The organism is Thermomonas beijingensis (assembly GCF_020034655.1).
Lineage (GTDB): Bacteria > Pseudomonadota > Gammaproteobacteria > Xanthomonadales > Xanthomonadaceae > Thermomonas > Thermomonas beijingensis.
This window is the reverse complement of the sequence record NZ_JAIQDJ010000008.1, coordinates 1-18,239: the sequence shown is the minus strand read 5'-3', so window position 1 is coordinate 18,239 and position 18,239 is coordinate 1. Positions and strand designations below refer to the sequence as shown.

The window sequence follows — 18,239 nt, the reverse complement described above, 5'->3', positions numbered from 1 at the left end:
TCGTGGGTTTCCAGGATTGCCTGCGGGGGCGGGCAGAGGCGTGCGTGGCATCACCAACGGCGTTACCTGTTCACAGTCCCCAAGCGGCAACACGGTATGTCGAAGTCGGGCTGCTGTCGAGACATGCCTGACTTCCGCAACGAATGCCCGCTGCCATACCCACATACATGCACTATGATCCGGATATGTTGCGACCTGCCTGTTATCTCCTGCTGCTCTTGTTGCTCAGCGCGTGCGCGCACACGCCCGTGCCGATGCACAACCCGCTGGCGCAATGGGTGCCATCCCCCAATGCGGATGCACGCCGTGCCGTCATCATCGTGTTGCACGCCACCGAGCAACATTCCGTGCAGCAAAGCCTGGATACCTTGCGCACCGCCAACAGCAAAGGCCCGGTCAGTGCGCATTATCTGATCGGCAAAGACGGCGTGACCTATCAGTTGGTGGATGACGGCGCCCGTGCTTGGCATGCCGGCGGTGGCCGCTGGGGCACGATTACCGATCTCAATTCGGCTTCGATCGGGATCGAAATCGATAATGCCGTGGGGGTCGCCTACACCGACGCGCAAATCACCGCGCTACTGCGCTTGCTGGATGATTTGACCACGCGCTTGTCGATCCCCAAAACCCAGGTCATCGGGCATGCTGATCTGGCACCCACCCGCAAACGTGACCCCGGCGCCTTGTTCCCGTGGCAACGTTTGGCGGATGCAGGGTTCGGGCTGTGGCCACAGGGCGGCTTGCAAGATCCACCGGCGGGGTTTGACCCGTGGCTGGCGATGGCGGCGGTGGGTTATCCATTGGCCGATCGTGCGGCTGCGGTGCGTGCCTTCCATCGCCATTATCGCGGCCGTGACGACGGCGAAGACCCGCAGGCCAGCTTCGATGCGGAAGATTTGCGTATCCTGCATGCACTGAGCAATCAACGCCTAGCGATGCGGCCCTGACCACACGACCCCGGGTTTGCACTAAATTAGTGCAATGCCTGCCCCGTTGCCGTTCGACATCCTGGATGACCTGACCACGCCATTGCTGTGGTTGGATACCGATGGCCGCGTGGCGCACACCAATCTGGCGGCAGGGCGCTGGCTAAGCGTGAGTCGCCGCCGCCTGTTGGGCACGCCGGCGGCAGCGCTGGAACGGCAGACACAAACGCTGGCCGTCGCCCTGCAAGTCGACACCGATGCCCCGCAACGCTTGCGGCGGGTGGCCTTGGCCGCCCCCGGCAGTGACGAGCTGCAGTTTGCCGACTTATGGCTAGCACCGTGCGCCACCAGCGGCCGCTGGCTGGAGCTGCACCCGGTCGATGAGTTCGGCAGCGACACCCATACCCAATCGCTGCCGGCGGCGCTGAGTGCGTCGCTGAAAGGTTTGGCTCATGAACTGCGCAATCCACTGGCCGGCATCAAGGGCGCGGCGCAATTGCTGGCGCGCCGTGGTGATGCCGACAGCCGTGCATTGACCGGCTTGATCGAGGCCGAAGTGGAGCGCTTGGCCACGCTGGTGGATCGCTTGCTGTCACCGGCACCGCCGCGTGCGTTTGCACCGTTGAATATCCACGAGGTATTGGAGCGTGTGCTGCGCTTGGCCGAAACCGATGCCGGCTGGGTGACCCGTTTGCAGCGCGACTACGACCCGTCTTTGCCAGATGTCGAAGGTGATGCTGACCGCCTGACCCAAGCGGTGTGGAACTTGGTGCGCAACGCGCTGGAAGCCGGTGCCAGCGTGGTGCAATTGCGCACCCGGGTGGAGCATGCCGCGCGCATTTTTGATGCCGTGCATGCGCAGGCATTGCGTCTGGATATCGTCGATGACGGCTGCGGCATTCCGACAGAGTTGGCCGAACATGTCTTGCTGCCCTTGGTCAGCGGTCGCGCCGACGGCACCGGCTTGGGGCTGGCGCTGACCCAGCAGATCGCGCGTGAGCATCGCGGATCGTTGACTTGGCGCTCGCGCCCCGGGCATACCGTATTCACCCTGTTGCTGCCACTATCGGAGCCAAGTCATGACTGAGCCGGTAGGTCTGTGGGTGGTGGATGACGACCACGCCGTGCGCTATGTCTTGGCTACCGCATTGCGCGATGCCGGCTACGCGGTGGAAGCTTTCAGCAATGCAGCCGATGCCCTCGACATGCTGCACACCGGCACGGTACCGGCACTGGTGATCACCGATGTGCGCATGCCCGGCGACGGTGGCCTGCAGCTGCTGGACAAACTCAAAGCGGCGCAGCCGCAACTGCCGGTGATCGTGATGTCGGCCTATACCGATGTGGCCAGCACCGCCGGCGCGTTTCGCGGCGGCGCGCACGAGTTTTTGTCCAAACCGTTCGATCTGGATGAAGCGGTGGCACTGGTCCGCCGCGCCTTGCCACAGCCCACCCCTGTCGCCACTCCCGTCATTGCGCCGGCCGCTGCCGATGGCAGCCTGCTGGTGGGCCATGCGCCGGCGATGCGTGCTCTGTTTCGTGCCATTGGCCGGTTGGCGCAGGTACCGTTGTCGGTCTTGGTCACCGGCGAAACCGGTACCGGAAAGGAGTTGGTGGCACGTGCGCTGCATCGCGAATCCCCGCGTGCCACGCGACCGTTTGTCGCGCTGAATACCGCAGCGATCCCATCCGAATTGCTGGAGTCCGAACTCTTCGGCCACGAGGCTGGTGCATTCACAGGAGCCAGCAAACGCCATATCGGCCGTTTCGAACAGGCCGATGGCGGTACCCTGTTTCTGGATGAAATCGGCGACATGCCAGCGGCACTGCAAACGCGGTTGTTGCGCGTACTGGCCGAGGGCGAGTTTTACCGCGTCGGTGGGCGCGAGCTGATCCGCGTGGATGTGCGCTTGATCGCAGCCACCCATCAGCCGCTGGAAGCCTTGGTCGATGCCGGGCGGTTTCGCGCCGATTTGCTGCATCGCTTGAATGTGGTGCGGCTGCCGCTGCCACCCCTGCGTGAGCGCAGCGAAGATATTCCCGAGCTGGCTGCGCGCTTTCTGGCGCATGCCGCGCAGCGCCTGCAACTGCCTGTCAAACAGTTCAGCAACGCTGCATTCGAACGCCTGCAAGCACACGCTTGGCCGGGCAATGTGCGTGAGTTGGAAAACCTGTGTTGGCGCTTGGCTGCATTGGCCCCAGGCGACAGCATCGGCGTGCAGGATTTGGCCGACACTCTGCCCGGCGCGGTTGCACACGCCGGCAACGTCGCCGTTAGCTGGACGCAGCCGTTATCGACATGGGCGCAACAGCAGTTGCGCCAACATACCCCCGAGTTGCACGCACTGGCCAAGGCGCAGTTCGAACAAGCCTTGTTGGACGCGGCACTGGCTCACTGCGACGGGCATCGTGGTGACGCGGCCCAAGCTCTCGGGTTGGGCCGCAATACGATTACCCGCAAGTTGGGCAGCTCACGCAAGCAAGCACCGATTAGCTGACGCAAACCCGCACAGGAGAACACCATGCACCGCCATACCGCATCCAGCCTGTCGATGGTCTTCCCCTTGATGCTGGCCGCCTGTGCCAGCCAGCCGGCGGTCGCCCCCAAACCCACGCAAGCAACCCCCGCTGCCATCAGCACCAGCAAGCAAGCCGTGGCCAACCTCGCCTCGGCTTCCGGCAGCTTGGTCAGCGGCAAACTCACCTTGCTGCCAATGGGCGCAGGCGTGTACATCCGTGGTGATATCGGTGGTCTGACGCCAGGCAGCAGCCACGGCTTTCACATCCACGAAAAAGGCGATTGCAGCGCAGTGGATGCGGCCAGCGCCGGCGGCCACTTCAACCCGGCGATGCAGCCGCATGGCCGCGCCGGGCACGGTGCACACCATGCGGGGGATAGCGACAACCTGATCGCCAATGCCAATGGCGTGGCGCATGTGGCTGTGCAAGTGGATGGCGTCGGTTTGGGGGGCAGTGCAGCCACCGACATCGTGGGCCGTGCCATCATCGTCCACGCCAATGCCGACGATTACAGCAGCCAGCCGGCCGGCAATGCCGGTGCGCGGGTGGCCTGCGGGGTGATTCGCGCCACGCCATAAACCTGTTCGCGGGCGGTTGTCCGGTTCCGGCGCATTTTTCCGCTAGAGCAGAGAACACCCCTGGCGGATATTTCCCATGCATCCTGCACTACGTTGTTGTGCGCCATTTGCGCTGTGCGTGTTGGCGGCGTGTTCGCCAGATCAGGCTCCGAACGACGCGCACAAATCCGGATCGCCGCCGCCCTCGAGCATGGCAGCACAGTCTCCCGCGCTTCAGGTGAAAAATCCGCAAGACGAAAAATGCACCCACGAACCGCGCACCGATCCCAATGACCAACGCCCGCGCTGCGCTGGCATGGGCAGTCCGCAGGCCAGCGATTCGCACGCCTATCGCATCACCTTGGAAAACGGCGAATCCTTCACCGCCTGCGACATCACCCGGCCGTTCAGCGGCAAAGTCGGGCGCGGCATGATCACCTTGAAGTACACGCCCAACGACCGCAAAAGCGGCAAGGTGGACTGGGTGTTTGCCGGTGGCGGCGGCATGGCCAATACCGCATACACCTACACGCTTGACGGCCCGGAAGACAAGATGACCGCGACCTACACCGCCGCCGCCGCAGTGACCGGGCGTGGCTCGGGCCTGACCGTGCAAGCAAAAGCCGTACACCAGACGTTTACCGACCAATGGACGCGGATTGATCACTGCGAAGCCACGCCATGATCCGCCACTGCAGCCTGCGGACCCACAGCCACTGGTGGGGAGGCTGCGCTAAGTGATGTCCCCCACGACAAGCGACTCCCGACAACCCAGTGGAATGACCACGCAACCTCCACGGACCCTGCACATGCCCAGATCCGCATGGCCCATCCTTTGCACCACTGCACTTGTGTTGCTTGTTGCCTGCGCACCGAAGCAGGAACCACACACTGCAGCGCCCTCCCAACCCGTGCCTGCAGCAGCAAATGCACCCGTTGCAACAACTGCGCCGCCGGAAGAACCATGCACCAATGCGCCACGCACGGATGAAAACGACAAACGCCCGCGTTGTGGCGGGATCGGTGCAGCTGTCGCACCACGCGCTTACCACGTGGTTGGCGGCAGCGGTGACCCGGTGGATGACACCATTTGCGATATCAGCCAGAGCTTTGTGCTCAACGGCAGGATGTTCGGGGTGGCATTCAGCGGCGGCGTGGACGGCACCTACAAGTTCGTGCGCACACCCAACATTCCCGGCCTGCATTGGAGTGCCGGCGGGCGCTATCACATCGAATTCCCCGATGGCGCAGACAAGCCGGGCACGCTGACCACCGAAGGCGGCGGCACCACCACCGCCGGCAGCCAGTCGCGCACTACCAGCGGTGGCGAGCATTTCACCCTGACGCCCGTGGACAACTGCGGGGGTGCGACATGAGTGGGCACGGGATCGTGTGGCATTGCACTCTCCTTGCCGGAGCTTCCGGATGAAAACGCGTCATCTCGCCCTCCTTGCCATGCTGGCGTGCGCGCCGGCCACACATGCGCAGCAATGGCTGGTCAACAGCGCCATCAGCCACCAGATCATGGACACCGCCATCTGCGACAGCGCACTGCGCAAGCACGAGCGCCTGCCGGATGTCTGCGCCAAGTACCCGCGCTATGGCGGCAAGGTCACGCCGGGCAGCAGCGTGGCACCCAGCCGCCCCACCTCGCCGACGGCCACGCTGTTCACCCCGGTGGCGGGCGGCGACGCGGTGCAGCAGCTGGCCGACAGCCTGGGCAACTCGCCGGAGGAACAGCGGCAGATCCTGCAACTGGCTGGCGCGGGCAAGGAGATGTTCGCGCTGAAGTACAAGGGCAAGTGGCAGAACACGATCGCCGGCGCGATGACCTTCTTCATCGCCTCCGTGGCGACCGTGCAGACCGAACGGGAGCCGGATGCCGACGCGCAGCAGCGACTGTTCGATTCACTCAATGCGAGTCTGGCGCAGTCGGACATCGCCCGCGCCCCGGACAAGGACAAGACCGCGCGCTACGACGTTCTGCTCGCCGCCGCCGGCCTGCCGCTGGTGTTCTACGTGGACGGCAAGCAGCACGGCAATGCCACGCAGGTCGAGCAGGCCAGGACGATGGCCGCCGGCTTCAGCCGGAAGCTGCTGCATGTCGAACCGCAGGTTCTTGGCGGAATGTTGTCGCCGGTTGCACCCACCGCTGCGTCGGCACCCACCACCGGCGCGGCCGCTGCCAGCGGCGGTCGCCTGGCTGACGGGCATTACGACTGCCTGATCCTGTCGATGACCGTCGGATCATCGTTCTCGACCCAGTACCAACAGACCGGGATGTCATTCGCCATCGCCGGCAATGCCTACTCCGCCAATGCCGGCGGCGGCACGGTCGCGGTCTCGCCGGACACGCCTTTCGCCCGACGCGAATCCCGGCGCGCGTCAAGCGGGCACCACATGCCGGGAACCCTCATCACTGGGAGCACATCATGATTCGGAGCTTCAAGATCACCTTGCCCTTCATCCTCGCTTGTGCCGCATTGGCGCCGACCGCGCACGCCGATTCGGTCAACGGCGGCAAGGGCGCCGCCGAACAATGCGTCAAATACCAGCATGCCAGAAGCGACAAACAGATCGCGTCCTGCTGCGCGGACATGCTCGATGGCGCAGGCGGGAAAGCCGCGCAACAAGAATGCGTGAAGTCCGGCAAGGCGATGGTGAGCGAGAAAAAAGTGGCGGCACCAAGCAAGGGCTAGCGCATGCCTAATTTGTGCGCCAGCGACTCGGCATCGGCGCGGCTGTTTTCTTGCGGCAATAACGCTTCGCGCAATACAGGTAGCGCGTGTTCAAGCAACTGGCGAGCCCCGTTTTTATCATCGCGGTCGAACAGGATGCCGGCAAGTTCTTCGTGCGCAATGGCAAGGTCGACTGGCAGTGCGCCCGCCGCTTCAAACTTGCCGATAGCCTCGCGCTGCAAGGTTTCTGCGTGCGCAAGATCGCCGCTATCGCGTGCAAATGAGGCTTCTGCACGCAGCGCATGGGTAAACACCGGATGGGTGTTCGGCACCAGCGCGGACCAGCGCTTGCGGGCTTCCGCCAGCAGCGGCAGGCCACGTGCCGGGTCGTGCAGGTGTCGGGCAATCACGACCAACTGCCACGTCGTCAAGGCGTATTCGGCCGAATCCTCGCCATCCAATGTGCGTGCGCGTTCGCGCAGGGCCTGCATGCGCTTGAAGGCCTCGGCTTGCTGCCCGGCAAGACCGAGGCTCCGCACGTAATTACGCTCCAACATGCGGCGTTGCGGATCGTCAGCGGAGAGACCGGCTGCATCCAGCAGGGCCAGCGCTTGCTTGCCCAGCGCCAGCGCCGCGGCGTAATCGCCGGCATTTTCGTTGGTTCCAGACAGGTTCATCAGCGAAATCGCGCGCTCGGTTGGTGCTGGTGTCGCCGCGCTTCCGATTGATTCGCCTTGGGCGATTGCCTGAAGGCCTTCGCGGTAGCGCCCCAGATCGTTGAGTACAAGGCCAAGTGTGTTCTGCAGCGTCGCCATGTGGTTGCCGGTGTCGCTGGTGGTCTTGCGTTGCAGGGCAATGGCTCGGCGGATCACGGGTTCGGCGGACCTGGCATCGCCCAGTTTGAGCAGGGCTTCGGCGCGTGAGCGCAGCAGGTTGATGCGCATCGGATGATCGGCCGGGATACCGCTGCGGTCGGCAAAGGCGATGCCCTGGTCGACGATCTGCAGGGCTCGCTTGTAATCGCCGTTGAACGACAACATCGAGGAAAGAGTCTGGCTACTGTTGATCACCACGTCTCGCGGCGGATCCTTCATGCTGCGTGCCAGCGCCAGCACTTGCAGCCACTCCTGCTCTGCCTGTTTGTTGTCGCCGTTGCGGTAGTACGCGATTCCCAGCTGGTCATGGATGTAGAGCTGCTGCGCGGGATCGTCGGATGCGAATCTGCCACGCAGCGTGGCCGCACGTTGCGCGATTGCCAGCGATGCCTTGCCGCGCTCCAGCGTGCCCAAGGCGCTGGAGTAGGCATCCAGGTCGCTGGCCAGCAGCAGTGCCTCTTCGCGGCTGGACGGCGTTACCCCGCGCAGACCTTGTTCGAGCAAGGCGGCGGCGGTCTTCGGTTCGCCCAGCGACGTGTACAGTCGCCCAAGTAGCCGTTGCACCGACTGCTTCACTTGCGGATCGAGCCGCTTCTGATCGAGTTGCGTGCGTGCCTGGTCGAGTAGTTGGCGGACGCTGACATCGGTACTCATCGCTTGATCGGGCGATGCGGCGGCCAGCGTATCGGTGAGGAACGCCAGCGTGGTGCGTGCGCTGTCACTTTCACGCTGCGCGATCTGCGCTTGCGTGCGCGCCTCCCGCGCCTGCCACAACGCCACCCCGGTGCCAGCAAGCAGCGCCACGGTAATTGCCGCCAGCGAAGCCGCCAGCGCACGGTTGCGGCGCAGCCACAGTCGCGTGCGCTGCATGCGCGACAGCGGCACGGCAGCGATTGGGCGGTTGTCCAACCACGCCTTCAAATCATTCGCCAGAGCATCGGCGGAGGCATAGCGCTGCTCGGGGTTGCGACGCAAACACGCTTGCACGATGTCGGCGAGGCTGCCGCGTAGCGCCTTGGAAAGTGCCGTCGGGCTCAATCCGCCGCGTAGCGCTGCTTGTTCTGCGGGTGCGCTGGAAGCAGCCCGGGTCAGCGGTTCGGGCTCGCGTTCCAGCTGCTGCAGCTGGCTGGCGACCGGGGTGTCGCGGGTCAGCCCGAACGGATGCGCGCCCGATAACAAGCGATGCAAGATCACGCCCAACTGCCAGAGGTCGGTGGCGGTGGTGATCGGCGCGTCATGCAGCTGTTCGGGGCTGGCGTATTCAAAGGTGAGTGCGCGATCGAGGGTCGCCGTGGCTTCGGCATCGGCCAATTGCTTGGCGATGCCGAAGTCGAGCAGCTTCACCCGGCCTTCGGTATCCACCAATAAATTGGACGGCTTGAGGTCGCGGTGTACGACCAGGTTCCGATGTGCATAACGCACCGCGTCGAGCACCTGCAAGAACAACACGATGCGTTCACGCAGGCCGAGTGTGTGCACATCGCACCAACGGTCGATGGCCACGCCATCGATACGCTCCATCACGAAATAGGGTTCGCCCTCAGCGCTGAATCCGCCGTCCAATAACCGCGCGATATTGGGGTGTTGCAAGCCCGCAAGAATTTGTCGCTCACGCAGGAAACGCTCACGCGCCGCTTGTGAATCCGCGCTGGCGCGAATCAGCTTGAGTGCCGCGTGCTGCGCATACGCACCATCACTGCGCTCCGCCGCATACACCGCGCCCATGCCGCCGCGGCCGATGACGTCAATGATTTTCCACGCGCCGATACTGCGGCCAAGCATGGGGTCGTGTTGCGGACTCTCCTCATGCCCGAGTGCCCCCCCCCACACATCTGCGTTGCCGCTAAACGGCTCCGTGGCGGCCGCATCGGCATCCAGCAGGGCCTGTACTTGTGCGCGCAACGCGGCATCATCACCACACAACTCGGTCAGCTTGTTGCCGCGTGCACTCGCGGCAAGATCAACTACCGCATCGAAGATTTCCAAAGCGTGGCGGCGCTGCTCTGCGGCGTGGTTGTTCATATCGCTCAATCCCGCCAGCGCTGAAGAGGAAAGTGCAAACAGTGTGGCTGACCATCCGCACAATGCACGTACTGCACCGGTACGCCATGGGCTTCCAGCACCGCGGCGTATTGCCGGCAACGCATTTGGAACAAGGTAAAACCGCGCTCCAGTTTGGCTGCATCGTCTTGCTGCGGGGCATTGCGGGTTTGCCATGTCGCCGGATCCAGCAAGGCAATGCGCACTTCGCCATCGGCATAGCGCGCCAGCGGTTCCGGTGGCGCATCCAATAACCACTCGCCGGCAGGTTCCAGCAAGGCGGTTTCCAGCAAGGTCCACATGCCCTCCAGCCCGGCGTTCTGGTATTGCATCGCCATCATCGCCAGCAAGTCATGCAGGCTCAGGTAGCGGATATGTTCGATGCGTGCACCCAGACCTTCTTGCAAGGCCAGTGCGGCATCGGCCTGAGCCATGCCGCAGTCGAATAATTTCGATTCCAGTTGCTCGGCCACGCTGTCGAATGCGCCGCCGCGCAGCACGAATGGCAACACCCGCAAGCCGCCGCCGGCGAGTGCCGCATCGGCTTGCATCGGCACCGGCAAAGCGCCTTGTGCATCGGCACCAAACCCGATCACGCGGGCGCCTTGCGCCTGCCCGGGCGCACGTTGCAGCAATTCCTGCACGTGCCGGTGCAGCGGCCACGCCGGGCGCAAGGCTTCGGCGGGATCAAAATGCGCGGCCAGCAGCGCCAACTCGCAATCGGCAACATCAGGGGCCAGCTTGGCCAAGTCGCGGCCCAACAGTGCGGCCACTTCGCCGGCGGATGCTGCGGGTAATGCGGCGCGTTCGGGTGGGCTGCCGTCACGCAACTCAATGGCGATCACGCCGCGGAACACGGCTGGGGAATTGGACGCTTGCGACATATGGAGTCTTGACTCGGAAAGGCGGCGCTACACTCGGCCTACATTATGCCCGCTGCGCGGGTGCGTCCTTGAGGTGAGTCATGCAATACGGTCGTCCCGTGGCGGTGCTGGGTGGTGTACGCATTCCTTTTTGCCGGCAAAACACGGCGTATGCCGATGTGGGCAACTTGGGGCTTTCGGTGCGCACGTTGGGCGCGCTGGTCGAAAAATTCGGCCTGCAAGGACAGCCGTTGGGCGAAGTGGCGATGGGTGCGGTGATCAAGCATTCGTCCGACTGGAATCTGGGCCGCGAAGCCGCGCTGTCGTCGGGGCTATCGCCACTCACGCCGGGCATTACCCTGCAGCGCGCCTGCGGCACCTCGTTGGATACGCTGATCCACATCGCCGGGAAAATTGCCACCGGGCAGATCGAGGCCGGCATCGGCGGCGGCTCGGACACCACCTCCGATGTCCCGATTGTGTACGGCAAGGCACTGCGTGCGCGCTTGCTGAAAGCGGCGGCAGGCAAAAGTTTCGGGCAGAAATTGGCCGCATTCAAAGGCTTCAGCTTGTCCGAATTGAAGCCGGATTTCCCCGGTGTGGCCGAACCGCGCACGGGCAAATCGATGGGCGCACATTGCGAAGACATGGCCAAGGAATGGGGCATCCGCCGCGATGCGCAGGACGCCTTGGCGGCAGCGTCGCATCAGAAATTAGCCGCTGCGTATGCACGCGGGTTTTTTGATGATCTGGTGGTGAGCTTCCGTGGCGTGAGCCGCGACAACATCCTGCGCCCCGATTCCAGCGTGGAAAAACTGTCCACACTGAAGCCTGCGTTCGATAAAACCTCGGGCAAGGGCACCCTGACGGCGGGCAATTCCACCCCGCTGACCGATGGTGCATCGGCCTGCCTGCTGGCCACCGACGAATGGGCGGCCGCCCACGGTCATGAAGTGCTGTGCCATATCCGCGACACGCAGGTCGCTGCGGTCGATTTCGTCCACGGCGAGGGCCTGCTGATGGCGCCCACCGTGGCGGTCGCCGACATGCTCAAGCGCAACAACCTGCGCCTGCAGGATTTTGACTTCTACGAAATCCACGAAGCCTTCGCCGCGCAAGTATTGTGCACGCTCAAAGCATGGGAAGACGCCACCTACTGCCGCGACCGGCTGGGCTTGGACGCGGCACTGGGCAGCATCGACCCGGCCAAGCTCAACCCCAATGGCTCATCACTGGCCACCGGTCACCCGTTCGCCGCCACCGGCGCACGCATCGTCGCCACCGCCGCCAAGGAATTGAAGCAGCGCGGCAGCGGCCGTTGCCTGATCAGCATCTGCACCGCTGGCGGGATGGGCGTGGTAGCGATCTTGGAGCGATGATGTTGCTGGCGGCGGCGATGTTGCTTGCAGGTGCCACGGCGCCTGCTCAGCTCGTATCGCTTGAATCCGGCTGCCAAGACAGTCTCGCTTTTTGTCACATGCCAGCGCCTTCCGCCGCTGACTCACTCTCGGCTGACCGGTTCTACCCCGGAATCACGGACGGGGTGGCTTCGGGTCAGTAGGGTGTTCCGTCCTTGTGGGCGAACGACCAACGCCCCTCGATCAACACGGCCTGCAGATCGTCGTCGGGGTATTGCACGCGGTCACCGGGGCTGCGGTCGCCGACCTCCAGATAGACCGCGGGCGACGTCCCGCGGTTGAGCAGATGATGGGCATCACCACTGCCGGCGCGGAAGCCGGCGCTCATGCCGGCAGTCAGGCGGCTTTCGCCGACATCGGTGATCAAGACCAATTCGCCTCGAAGCACGTGGACGAACTCGTCCTGGCGCCCGTGCCCGTGACGCAGCGCCGATTGCGCGCCGGGTTGCAGGGTGACATGGTTCACGCCGAAGTTGCGCAGGCCGAACCGATCACCGAGCACGCGCTTCTCGCGGCCTGCCAGGCGCTGAGCGAACGGCGCGGGATAGGCGGAGGTCAGGGGCCGTGGTGGTACGTGGTCCGCGAAAACGGCAACCGGGAACGGCGCAGTGGTTTCGATGGCCGGATCATCGCCCGCAGGGACCGTGGATGCCGCCGGGGCGAGCGTTGGATCCACCTCTTCGGCACGCAGCGTCGGCGTCCACGCAACCACGGAGTAGGCGGCGATCTCGTTCGCATGGAATGGATCCTCCCGCAACCATTCGTCGAGGGTCGCCCGATCGGGCGCGCGGGCCAGAATCGCGCCCCCATCGCGCGGCTCCAGTGGCCCGGAGAGCAGGAAGTGGCCGGCGCGATAATGGCGCGCCAGGAAGGCGCGGTGTTCGGGGATGTGGCGGTCGACGACGGCCAGGGGTTGCCGGTAGGTCAACAGGACAATGAAAAGCATCACGAGGCCTTCAGGGAACGAGCAGGAGGGAGCCGGCGCTGCGGCCGGATTCAAGCAACTGGTGCGCGCGCGCCGCATCGGCAAGTGGCAACCGTTCGCTGATGCGCACGCGCAGGCCGGTGGCTAGGCGATCGAACACGGCTTGGCAGCCTTCGCGGTAGCGCTCAGAATCGGCGACGAAGCGAAATACGCCCGGGCGCGATACTGCGATCGAGCGCGACGCATGCAGACGGGCCATGTCGATCGCGGCGACGTCACCGGCCACTTGTCCGATCGAGGCGGCCATGCCGAATGGCGCCAGGGCGTCGAGCGAGCGGTCGAAGGTCGCGCCGCCGATCCCGTCGATCACGAAATCCGCGCCGCGGCCATTGGTGAAGTCGCGGGTCGCGGCGACGAAATCCTCGCGCGTGTGGATCACGGTGCGCTCGGTGCCATGGGCATGGGCGAGCGTGGCTTTCTCGTCCGAGCCGACGGTACCAATCACGCGTGCCCCGAGTGCGCTGGCCCACTGCGCCAGCACCAGACCCAGCCCGCCTGCCGCAGCGTGCACCAGCACGACATCGCCTGCGCGCAAGGGGCGTACGTGAGCGAACAGCATGTGGGCGGTCAGCCCACGCAGGAGGATCGCCGCGGCGGTGTCGTCGTCCACGTTGGCGGGCAAGCATGCGAGTTGCGCCACCGGCAGGTTGCGCACGTTTGCATACGCACCGATGGGCGGGCCGGCATACGCCACGCGTCGGCCCAACCAGGCATCGTCCACACCTTCGCCGATTGCTTCGACCATGCCGGCCGCTTCGACGCCCAGTCCGCTGGGAAACGCCGGAAGCGCGTACACCCCGGTGCGGAAGTAGACGTCGACGAAGTTCACGCCGATGGCGCGCTGGCGCACGCGGACTTCGCCGGGGCCGGGCGGGGGCAGGGCCGATTCGATCAGGCGCAGCTGCCCGGGGCCGCCGTGGCCAGTCAGGGTGATGCGTCGTTGACAGGTGGATTCGCGCATGGCGGTCTTCAGATGGGAACGGGCCAGCAGTCTAGTCGTGCGAATATATGCAGTCATTCCCCGTTTTGGCACCACGCTTGTGCAAAAAAACACAACCGACTCCCGGCTGCCATCGGCATTGCCCGACTGGAATGGCATCCGTTATTTCCTTGAAGTTGCTCGCCTCGGCACACTCAGTGCCGCAGCGCGGGCACTCGACGTGGAGCACACCACGGTGGCACGCCGCATCGCGACGTTGGAACAGCACTTGGGCCTGCACCTGTTCGATCGACTGCCGCAAGCGTGGCGCCTGACTTGCGAAGGCGAATCGCTGGTGCCGTACGCACGACGGCTGGAGGAGGAGGCGCTCGCCCTTGCGCACGCAGCACACGCGCATGGCACCACCAGTGGGCCGGTGCGGGTGTCGGCGCCGCCGATTTTCGCCAGCCGGTTCCTTTTACCGCGACTGGCGCCGGCGTTGGCACTGGCCCCTGCGATCCAGTTGCAGCTGCTGGGCGAGGCGCGCGAGGCCAACCTGGCGCGGCGGGAGGCCGATATCGCGCTGCGCCTGGGGCGGCCGGCGGATGAACGGCTGGCCGGTCGGCCACTCGCGAACGTGGGCTACGGGTTCTATGCCCATCCGCGCTGGGGCGAGGTTGCGGAGGTCGACTGGCGATTCCTGCGCCACGGAGACGAGGATGGCGGAGGCGACACCGCACGCTGCCTGCGCGAGTTCGCGGCAGGACGCAGCGTTGCCTTCGCCAGCAACGACCTGCTCATCCTGTGCGAGGCCGCCTGCGCCGGGCTCGGCGTTGCGCTGCTGCCCCACTTCCTGGCACGTGACGATCGGCGTCTCGTGGCGCTGGCATCCGGTTGGGGTGTGCAGCGTCCGTTGTGGCTGGCCATCCACCCCGAAGTACGGCGCAGCCCGCGGGTTGCTTGGGCAAGTGGGCTGATCGGCGATACCGTCATGGCGGCTGCCAGCGAATTGGTATGAGCGTGGGTGCCGGGCTTCCCCGGCTGGCGTTCCGCTGGATGCCGTTCAACGATCCATTGCAACGCGTTGCTGTTTACCCGGTTCCTGAACTGCGGGTGATTTGTCCACCCAGTGCGAGGCCATCACCCTGGTCACTAGTCGATACCCGAATTCCAGTCATGGCGTGGCAGCCTCGGCGGTAACCATGATCAGGCTGCCCGCTTGGGCTTGCCTAGGGTTTGCCCCCGCCCAGCACACTCCGCGCGTGTTGCGGCTGTGGCCGTCCTCGCCGCGGGTGATCCGCAGCGGCGAGGACGTGCGGGTCTCCACGCCGGTCAGCACCGCGTCGTGCATGGCGAAGCCGCGGATCCGTTTGTCGAACGCCGGTTCGGCGCGCAGTAGCGCCACGATCACCCGCTGGAGCGTGCTTCCGGCGTGCCGCAGGGCGCGCACCTAGGCTGCCGATTGTCATCCTCCGGAAACATACGGTTTCGATCATAGTCCGCCTGGGGAATTGACCCGCAGGAATGCGGAACCACACTGGGGATACACAATCATGCAGCACCGCACCCTGCGCCAGCACATGCTGGCCTGCGCCCTCGCTTTTGTTTGCACGTCTGTCGCTGCCTCCGAGATTAGCCATCCGGATCATTACGAATTCGATGCCACACTCACGGTGCCATTCAAGGTGGTCGACGCGAACTTCCCGATCCGCGTGGATTTCGATTACCCAGGCGCCGGCGGTGCCACCCAGGCCGCGTGGATGGTTGAAGTCATCGCCCCAAACGGTAGGGTGATCGGCAGCGACAGCGACATCACCGCACTGAAGGAGGGGCGCGGGCTCGCAGTCGGTCGCTGGAACGGGCTCGGTGCCAACGGTCGCAGTCTGCCTTCGGGTTACTACACGGTGCGCCTGCGCGCGGTGCCGACTCTTGCGACCACGGCTGATGCGCGTCTCTCCATCGACCAGCGCGTGCAGCAAGCCTTCGCTGCCTTCAGCGAGGAAATGGTGGAGCAGCGCTACGACGTGATGCTGGGCAAGGTGCCGGCGGCGCGTATCCAGACGATCTCGCCGCTCAATACGGCAAGGCAAAGCCGTTCCGCCGCCGGACTTGCAGCGATCCATCAGGTCGTGGCGAGCGGCAGCCTGCCGTACACCATCTACTACGGCAACATGCACAGCCAGACCAATCACAGCGATGGTGGCTCGCCAGTCGGTAGCTGCAGTGGTTCCGAAGTACCGCAGGCCGGCACGATGGGCCCGAGCGATGCCTACACGATGATGCGCGTGCAGGCCGGCGGCGACTTTCTGCTGACATCAGAGCACAATCACATGTACGACGGTTCCACCGGCACCAATGCCTCAGCGGTGCCAGCGAATGCGAACGCGCTGTTCAACAGTGGCTTGCAGCAGGCTGCTGCTGCCCGTTCTGCCAATCCTGACTTCATGGCGCTATACGGCCTGGAGTGGGGCGTGATCAGCAACGGCGGCCACCTAAACATCATCAATCCCGATGTGCTGACCGAGTGGGAATACAACGGTTCGGGCCAGCTGATCGGCGGGGTTTTCACCGCCAAGAGCGACTATCCCGCGCTGTACGCGCTGATGAAGCAACGCGGCTGGATCGGCCAGTTCAACCATCCCGCCAGCAGCGGCCAGTTCCTGGTCAACGGCGTCGCCCTAGGTTACGACGCCAATGGTGGCGAAGTGATGGTGCTGGCGGAAGTCCTCAACAGTTCGGCGTTTTCCACCAACACCACCCAGACCGAAACCGGTCGCAGCACCTACACGGCGGCCTGGAACAAGCTGCTGGAGGCCGGCTATCACGTTGCGCCGTCCAGTGACCAGGACAACCATTGCGCGAACTGGGGCCTGAGCTTCACCAACCGTACTGGCGTGCTGCTGCCCAGCGGCACCCCCCTGACCACGGCCGCATTCTTCGACGCGCTGCGCGCACGCCGCACATTCGCCACCGAAGATCGAAGCGGCCAGCTGGTGCTGACCGGAAATGGCCACGTGATGGGCGAGTCCTTCGCCAACAGCGGCCCATTGACCCTGGTTGCGAACTACGCCAGCACCAGTGGCCAGACCGCGCAGCGCGTGCAGTTTTTCGAAGGCGTGCCCGGCCGCAACGGCACCGTCACCCAGCTCACCGAAGGCAGCGGTACATACAGCGTCACCCCGGCCAACGGCAAGCACTTCTACTACGCGGTCGTCACCCAGGCCGACGGTCTGCGCCTGTGGTCGGCACCGATCTGGGTGGACCAGGGCGGTACGCTGCCTCCGACGGATACCACGCCGCCGACCGTCGGCGCCAGCGAAACCGGCAGCAGCGGCACCATCACGTTGTCGGCCACGGCGTCCGATAACGTCGGCGTCAGCAAGGTCGAGTTCTATGTTGATGGCGTGCTGGTCGGTACCGACACTGCGGCGGCTTATTCGATGACGCTGGACTCGACCACCTTGGCGAATGGCAGCCACAGCCTAACCGCCAAGGCGTTCGGCGCCGCCGGCAACAGCGCCACGTCTACCGCTGTTGGGTTCAGCATCAGCAACACCACCGCCGACACCACGGCGCCAACGGTCAGCGCCAGCGAAGCCGGTACCAGCGGCACCATCACGTTGTCGGCCACGGCGTCCGACAACGTCGGCGTCAGCAAGGTCGAGTTCTACGTCGACGGTGCGCTCAATGGCACCGATACCACTTCGCCGTATTCGATCACGCTGAATTCGACCACGCTCGGCAACGGCAGCCACACCATGACCGCGAAGGCTTACGACGCAGCCAGCAATATCGGCACCTCGTCCGCGGTCGCGTTCTCGATCGACAACACTGCGCCGGCCGTGGAACGGATCGTCAACGGCGGTTTCGAATCCGGCAGTAGCAGCTGGACAACCAGCAGCGGCGTGATCACCAATGACAGCAGCTATGCGGCGAAGACCGGCACCTGGAAGGCTTGGCTGAACGGTTACGGCAGTGCCCATACCGACAGCGCCTGGCAGTCGGTTGCGATCCCGTCCGCGGCCACCAACGCCACGCTGACCTTCTGGTTGCGCGTGGACAGCGACGAAACCAGCACCACTTCTGCCTACGACACCTTGAAGATCCAAGTGCGCAACGGCAACAATGCGGTGCTGTCGACACTGGCCACATACTCCAACCTCAACAAGGGGACGAGTTACGTGCAACGCAGCTTCGACTTGACCGCGTACAAGGGCCAGACCATCCGCGTGTACTTCCAAGGCACTGAAGGTGCGCAGGTGCAGACATCGTTCCTGATCGACGATGTCTCGCTGAAGACCAAGTAATCGAAGCAGGTGCCCTTGAAAGGCCGCATCGAACTCGGGTGCGGCCGCTTATTGTTTCAACAGCGCATGCAATGACGGCTGGTGCCGCCCCAAGTGCCAAGGGTTCCACTGCATGTGCTTCCTAGCATCCAGCCGATCCAGGCGTCTGTCT

General features: G+C 64.5%; 16 protein-coding genes and 1 pseudogene. 11 read left to right on the top strand and 6 right to left on the bottom strand.

Translation table 11 applies throughout. The features are described from left to right. The first annotated feature begins 185 nt into the window (after nt 1-185). The 8 genes from K7B09_RS11235 (at nt 186) to K7B09_RS11200 (ending at nt 6,702) form a co-directional block, all read left to right on the top strand. The gene (locus tag K7B09_RS11235; RefSeq protein WP_223629558.1) at nt 186-947 is read left to right on the top strand and encodes an N-acetylmuramoyl-L-alanine amidase; all 762 of its coding nucleotides are present in this window, start codon (nt 186-188) and stop codon (nt 945-947) included. Nucleotides 948-981: 34 nt separating this feature from the next. Then, on the top strand, nt 982-2,013 hold the full coding sequence (locus K7B09_RS11230; protein WP_223629557.1) for a two-component system sensor histidine kinase NtrB: 1,032 nt from the start codon (nt 982-984) through the stop codon (nt 2,011-2,013). Then, nucleotides 2,006-3,424, top strand: a complete 1,419-nt coding sequence (gene ntrC / locus K7B09_RS11225) for a nitrogen regulation protein NR(I) (protein ID WP_223629556.1) — start codon at nt 2,006-2,008, stop codon at nt 3,422-3,424. The genes K7B09_RS11230 and ntrC overlap by 8 nt, the downstream gene beginning before the upstream one ends. Before the next feature lie 24 nt (nt 3,425-3,448). Then, entirely contained in the window at nt 3,449-4,024 is a 576-nt protein-coding gene (locus tag K7B09_RS11220) for a superoxide dismutase family protein (protein WP_223629555.1), read from the top strand. Nucleotides 4,025-4,214: 190 nt separating this feature from the next. Continuing rightward, a complete protein-coding gene (locus K7B09_RS11215) occupies nt 4,215-4,688 on the top strand; it encodes a hypothetical protein (RefSeq protein WP_223629554.1) in 474 nt (157 codons plus the stop codon). Between the two features lie 226 nt (nt 4,689-4,914). After that, the gene (locus tag K7B09_RS11210) at nt 4,915-5,379 is read left to right on the top strand and encodes a hypothetical protein (protein ID WP_223629553.1); all 465 of its coding nucleotides are present in this window, start codon (nt 4,915-4,917) and stop codon (nt 5,377-5,379) included. A gap of 49 nt (nt 5,380-5,428) precedes the next feature. After that, nucleotides 5,429-6,439: a DUF6683 family protein gene (locus K7B09_RS11205; protein WP_223629552.1), complete on the top strand. Its 1,011-nt coding sequence runs from the start codon at nt 5,429-5,431 to the stop codon at nt 6,437-6,439. Further along, nucleotides 6,436-6,702, top strand: coding sequence for a hypothetical protein (locus K7B09_RS11200; protein WP_223629551.1), 267 nt, complete (start codon nt 6,436-6,438; stop codon nt 6,700-6,702). Before K7B09_RS11205 ends, K7B09_RS11200 begins: the two co-directional genes overlap by 4 nt. Here the strand turns inward: K7B09_RS11200 and K7B09_RS11195 are convergent. Together K7B09_RS11195 and K7B09_RS11190 are read right to left on the bottom strand one after the other, a co-directional pair. Next, the gene (locus tag K7B09_RS11195) at nt 6,699-9,578 is read right to left on the bottom strand and encodes a serine/threonine-protein kinase (protein WP_223629550.1); all 2,880 of its coding nucleotides are present in this window, start codon (nt 9,576-9,578) and stop codon (nt 6,699-6,701) included. The genes K7B09_RS11200 and K7B09_RS11195 overlap by 4 nt on opposite strands. Nucleotides 9,579-9,583: 5 nt before the next feature. Continuing rightward, complete coding sequence (locus K7B09_RS11190; RefSeq protein ID WP_223629549.1) at nt 9,584-10,480, bottom strand: hypothetical protein; 897 nt, start codon at nt 10,478-10,480, stop codon at nt 9,584-9,586. An 80-nt stretch (nt 10,481-10,560) separates the two neighbouring features. On the opposite strand from K7B09_RS11190, the gene K7B09_RS11185 reads away from it, so the two are divergent. Next, complete coding sequence (locus K7B09_RS11185) at nt 10,561-11,838, top strand: acetyl-CoA C-acetyltransferase (RefSeq protein ID WP_223629548.1); 1,278 nt, start codon at nt 10,561-10,563, stop codon at nt 11,836-11,838. A 175-nt stretch (nt 11,839-12,013) separates the two neighbouring features. Here the strand turns inward: K7B09_RS11185 and K7B09_RS11180 are convergent, their stop codons facing one another. The 3 genes and pseudogenes from K7B09_RS11180 to K7B09_RS11170 all read right to left on the bottom strand — a co-directional run bounded on the left by K7B09_RS11180 (nt 12,014) and on the right by K7B09_RS11170 (nt 13,823). Further along, the gene (locus K7B09_RS11180; protein ID WP_223629617.1) at nt 12,014-12,496 is read right to left on the bottom strand and encodes a cupin domain-containing protein; all 483 of its coding nucleotides are present in this window, start codon (nt 12,494-12,496) and stop codon (nt 12,014-12,016) included. A 90-nt stretch (nt 12,497-12,586) separates the two neighbouring features. Then, nucleotides 12,587-12,823 (bottom strand): annotated as a pseudogene (locus K7B09_RS11175) (YciI family protein); the annotation flags it as partial. 10 nt (nt 12,824-12,833) lie between these two features. After that, nucleotides 12,834-13,823, bottom strand: a complete 990-nt coding sequence (locus K7B09_RS11170) for a quinone oxidoreductase family protein (protein ID WP_223629547.1) — start codon at nt 13,821-13,823, stop codon at nt 12,834-12,836. 79 nt (nt 13,824-13,902) lie between these two features. Here K7B09_RS11170 and K7B09_RS11165 point away from each other — a divergent pair, with 79 nt between their 5' ends. After that, nucleotides 13,903-14,799 carry a LysR family transcriptional regulator gene (locus K7B09_RS11165; RefSeq protein ID WP_223629546.1) on the top strand — a complete coding sequence of 299 codons (897 nt, stop codon included), beginning with the start codon at nt 13,903-13,905 and terminating at the stop codon, nt 14,797-14,799. A gap of 156 nt (nt 14,800-14,955) precedes the next feature. Here K7B09_RS11165 and K7B09_RS11160 read toward each other — a convergent pair whose 3' ends face one another. Next, nucleotides 14,956-15,231, bottom strand: a complete 276-nt coding sequence (locus tag K7B09_RS11160; protein ID WP_223629545.1) for a hypothetical protein — start codon at nt 15,229-15,231, stop codon at nt 14,956-14,958. 103 nt (nt 15,232-15,334) lie between these two features. Here K7B09_RS11160 and K7B09_RS11155 point away from each other — a divergent pair, with 103 nt between their 5' ends. Then, entirely contained in the window at nt 15,335-18,088 is a 2,754-nt protein-coding gene (locus K7B09_RS11155; RefSeq protein ID WP_223629544.1) for an Ig-like domain-containing protein, read from the top strand. Nucleotides 18,089-18,239: the final 151 nt, after the last annotated feature.

Excerpts from the sequence above, each read along its gene's own strand:
- ntrC (WP_223629556.1), top strand. The coding sequence starts at position 2,006 with ATGACTGAGCCGGTAGGTCTGTGGGTGGTGGATGACGACCACGCCGTG.
- K7B09_RS11195 (WP_223629550.1), bottom strand. The coding sequence starts at position 9,578 with ATGAACAACCACGCCGCAGAGCAGCGCCGCCACGCTTTGGAAATCTTC.
- K7B09_RS11235 (WP_223629558.1), top strand. The coding sequence starts at position 186 with ATGTTGCGACCTGCCTGTTATCTCCTGCTGCTCTTGTTGCTCAGCGCG.
- K7B09_RS11190 (WP_223629549.1), bottom strand. The coding sequence starts at position 10,480 with ATGTCGCAAGCGTCCAATTCCCCAGCCGTGTTCCGCGGCGTGATCGCC.
- K7B09_RS11215 (WP_223629554.1), top strand. The coding sequence starts at position 4,215 with ATGGCAGCACAGTCTCCCGCGCTTCAGGTGAAAAATCCGCAAGACGAA.
- K7B09_RS11185 (WP_223629548.1), top strand. The coding sequence starts at position 10,561 with ATGCAATACGGTCGTCCCGTGGCGGTGCTGGGTGGTGTACGCATTCCT.
- K7B09_RS11200 (WP_223629551.1), top strand. The coding sequence starts at position 6,436 with ATGATTCGGAGCTTCAAGATCACCTTGCCCTTCATCCTCGCTTGTGCC.
- K7B09_RS11155 (WP_223629544.1), top strand. The coding sequence starts at position 15,335 with ATGCAGCACCGCACCCTGCGCCAGCACATGCTGGCCTGCGCCCTCGCT.
- K7B09_RS11170 (WP_223629547.1), bottom strand. The coding sequence starts at position 13,823 with ATGCGCGAATCCACCTGTCAACGACGCATCACCCTGACTGGCCACGGC.
- K7B09_RS11205 (WP_223629552.1), top strand. The coding sequence starts at position 5,429 with ATGAAAACGCGTCATCTCGCCCTCCTTGCCATGCTGGCGTGCGCGCCG.
- K7B09_RS11220 (WP_223629555.1), top strand. The coding sequence starts at position 3,449 with ATGCACCGCCATACCGCATCCAGCCTGTCGATGGTCTTCCCCTTGATG.
- K7B09_RS11230 (WP_223629557.1), top strand. The coding sequence starts at position 982 with ATGCCTGCCCCGTTGCCGTTCGACATCCTGGATGACCTGACCACGCCA.